General features: G+C 42.7%; 5 protein-coding genes. All 5 read right to left on the bottom strand.

Features of this window, described 5'->3' with window-relative positions; genetic code table 11:
* Window positions 1–8: 8 nt before the first annotated feature.
* Window positions 9–713 carry a molybdopterin-guanine dinucleotide biosynthesis protein MobB gene (locus VMW39_00240; protein ID HUW22450.1) on the bottom strand — a complete coding sequence of 235 codons (705 nt, stop codon included), beginning with the start codon at window positions 711–713 and terminating at the stop codon, window positions 9–11.
* Between the two features lie 29 nt (window positions 714–742).
* Window positions 743–1297, bottom strand: a complete 555-nt coding sequence (locus VMW39_00235) for a LysE family transporter (protein HUW22449.1) — start codon at window positions 1295–1297, stop codon at window positions 743–745.
* Between the two features lie 68 nt (window positions 1298–1365).
* Window positions 1366–2196 (bottom strand): (5-formylfuran-3-yl)methyl phosphate synthase, encoded by an 831-nt coding sequence (locus VMW39_00230; GenBank protein ID HUW22448.1) that lies wholly within the window; start codon window positions 2194–2196, stop codon window positions 1366–1368.
* 210 nt (window positions 2197–2406) lie between these two features.
* Window positions 2407–2568: a DUF123 domain-containing protein gene (locus tag VMW39_00225; protein ID HUW22447.1), complete on the bottom strand. Its 162-nt coding sequence runs from the start codon at window positions 2566–2568 to the stop codon at window positions 2407–2409.
* 26 nt (window positions 2569–2594) lie between these two features.
* The coding region (gene hypE / locus VMW39_00220; protein HUW22446.1) for a hydrogenase expression/formation protein HypE at window positions 2595–3191 on the bottom strand (597 nt) is incomplete at its 5' end.

Genomic DNA, 3191 nt, shown 5'->3' with positions numbered 1-3191 from the left:
TTTTGTCTTCATCGGTCTTCTCTATCCCCAATTTTAATTCTAATTTTCCCTCTCTTGAAACCCTTCAACCCAGAGAGAAATCCCTTTATTGTCTTTCGCAAAATGTCCGATACAAAGGGATTCAGTTCCATGGGCTCACCAACCACTTGCACTTCTACATCTCGCCCCAAACGAGTACAGTCGCTCACTCTCTTTTTACCTTTCAGAATCTCTCTTGCCAGCTCGTAGCAACTATTAAAGCCGCAATCACCACAGTCAAGGTTTGGCAACTTGAATGCCTTCTCTACCACCAGATCAGCTATAGTGGAAATGTCTCTATCAGAGTTGAAATTTCCTTTCCCCACCAGCCCAATCTCCAAACCATCAGAAAGTTCCTTCTCCTCACCTTTCTCTCTTAAACACACAATTTTGGGAAAGCTCTTTTTCTCCTTGAACCCTTCCACAATTATGAAATCGGCATCCAAGGAGTCGAGCGCTTGTTCAAAATTGAGTTTACCCTTAAAGAATTCCGTTACACCCTCCTCAGAGATGGCTATAAGTTGGTCACAATGTCCTCTATATAGACTAGTATCCTTATGGGGAAGGTCAAGAGAGCCTTGCACATGCTTAACGATAGCAACCGTGTATCCTCTCCTTTTTAATTCTTCTGAGAGGTTGATGCCCAGATGCGTCTTACCACTTCCCTTATATCCTATTATACCGATAACTTTCATTTTACCCTCTCACATTTTGAGCACAGGTCTTAGATAACCACAGAAAATATGAACCAACCACCAAAACCGATAAGTATCCCCCCACATAAACCGAATAGAATCCCATGTAACTTCCTGCTCCATAAGTGTTTGCTCCTGTAAACTACCAAAGATACCAAAGAATACCAGGTTAAATCGGACAGCCAGTGAACCAAAACGAAAAGAAGAATTCCTATCAATCCAAATGTTATCGCCTTAGTCATCAGGGCTGCGCCAATTGTTGCCCACCAGAGAAAGAAGTAGGGATTAGAAACAGTTGTGAGGAAGCCGGCGGTAATCGAACCTTGAGAAAAACTGTAGGCTCTTTCGTTTATCTCATGGCGGATTCTGAACATGCCGGAACCCATATATATAAGAATCGATCCTCCAGCAACGCCCACGATAGTTTTAACCAATTCCAAATGGAAAAATCTGGCAAAGCCAAAGTAAACAATAGCTATCAAAGGAATTTCCACTACCCCATGCCCCAAAGCCACCCCGATTCCGGCAACCGGAGATTCATAACCCTTGGATAAAGTCACTGCAAACACGGGGCCAGGCATCATAATTCCAGAAAGACTAATCAGTATTACGCTAAACAGGAATAGTGTTAGGGACATATTAACGATAAACTTTAACCTTTAGACTTTGAACTCTCAATCATATGTTCTGGACCACAGGTCTTTCCCCTCAGCCTTTTCTTCTTCTTCTGCCTCCTCTCCCACCAGCGTTCTATCCAGCTTTTGCCTTCCGCCTCTTCAATTGTCTTAACCAGTTCCCTGACTTTTTCCTTCTCGACTTCATAATACCATTTACCTTCACGACATACAGTGCTACGAGCTCCCATTATATCCACTCCCGTCTGAAGCAGCGCTGAAACATCGTCCTTTCCCAAAGAGCCAAGAAAGAGTGTCCATAACCCATGACTATGTGCGCTTTCGACAAAACTATGGAGTTGTTCAATCGACATATGATCGAAAAGGTGTTTACCGTCTTTATTCGCAACATCTATAACCGCTATATCTGCTTGAGAATCGACGAGAATATCCAGAGTCTCTTTGGGAGAGATGGAGCCAATCTGTTTATAATCGGCGAAACTGCATACTGCCACACCAATTCTCTTATCAAACCTTTTTATCGTCTCACTAACTGCTTTAACCATTTTCGCTGCTTCCCTGTAGGAAGGCACCTTGTACAGTCCCACAGTAACATGGTCCCTTGCTCCCGATACAACTGCTCCCAGAGCTGCTTGTGCTGCTGTACAGGTCATATAGCCAGGAAAATTTCCCACAGTGGCACCCAGGCGAATTCTCCTGGGAATCTTTTTCCTGACAGTCCTTATTGTGTAAGGGAGATTGGCACCCATAGCACCCTCATGAAGATTTTTTACGCTGATCAGTCTAGCCCCACCCTCAACTGCCGCCCGGGCATCCTGCAAAGTCATAACGGGAATTACCAGTTCCATTTATTTACCTCCTCCTTAGTTTAAATTTTCTTAAAGAATAGATGGCTCTTGTATCTACAACCACTCGAGCCGAAATTTTCAATCGATTTAAATTTCTTCTCCAGATGGAAAGCGATCTTACATTCACTCTTTCCATATGATGTTAATACATATATTATACCCAAAATTTATGAGTATTCAAGTAAATAATCAATGTGCCAGAAATGTCTTTTACTTTTCTTCAAGATGCCTCTTGATTCTTTTCTCCAGCCCATTCAATGCTCTGCCCACATAAAAATAGAAGCCTCTTGCAAATTCAAGAGGCCCCAATTTACTTATTCGAATCTTCCTTTTTCTTTTAACCCAGATTAAAAGAACATAAACACCATCCATTCTGCCTCAGATGCAATGGAAAAATTTTAGCAGATTCGCGGAAGCTGCTCACCGGTAAGCATATCCAAGACCCTTTCTCCTCCCACGCTCGTCTTTACTAAAACTCTCCCTTTGTGCCTGGAAACCACAGTTCCAATTATTTGAGCATCTTTTCCGTATCTATTCTTTCTCATAACATTTAAAACTTTTGCGCAATCCCTTTCAGGAACGAAAGCCACCAGTTTCCCTTCGTTAGCAATATATAACGGGTCGAAACCTAACATTTCACAGACGCCCTTAACCTCTTCCTTCAAGGGAATCTTCTCCTCTTCAATCTCTATTCCCACTCCCGACTGTTCGGCTATCTCATTCAGAGATGTGGCCAATCCACCCCTGGTAGGGTCGCGTAGAGCGTGAACTTTCTTGCTTACTTTCAGGATATCCCAGACAATCCCGTTCAATGGCTGAGAGTCGCTCTTCAATTTTGTTTGGAAATCAAACTTTTTTCTTGCACTCAAAATAGCGATTCCATGGTCACCAATTGTGCCACTCAAGATTATCCTGTCGCCAATCCGTGCATTTTTCGAGGAGATGTCAATCCCTGAATCTATCAACCCTATACCTGAAGTGTTTATAAATATCTT

Source organism: bacterium (assembly GCA_035530055.1).
Classification (GTDB): Bacteria; UBA6262; WVXT01; order WVXT01; family WVXT01; genus WVXT01.
This window is presented reverse-complemented; position numbering and strand designations above follow the sequence as displayed.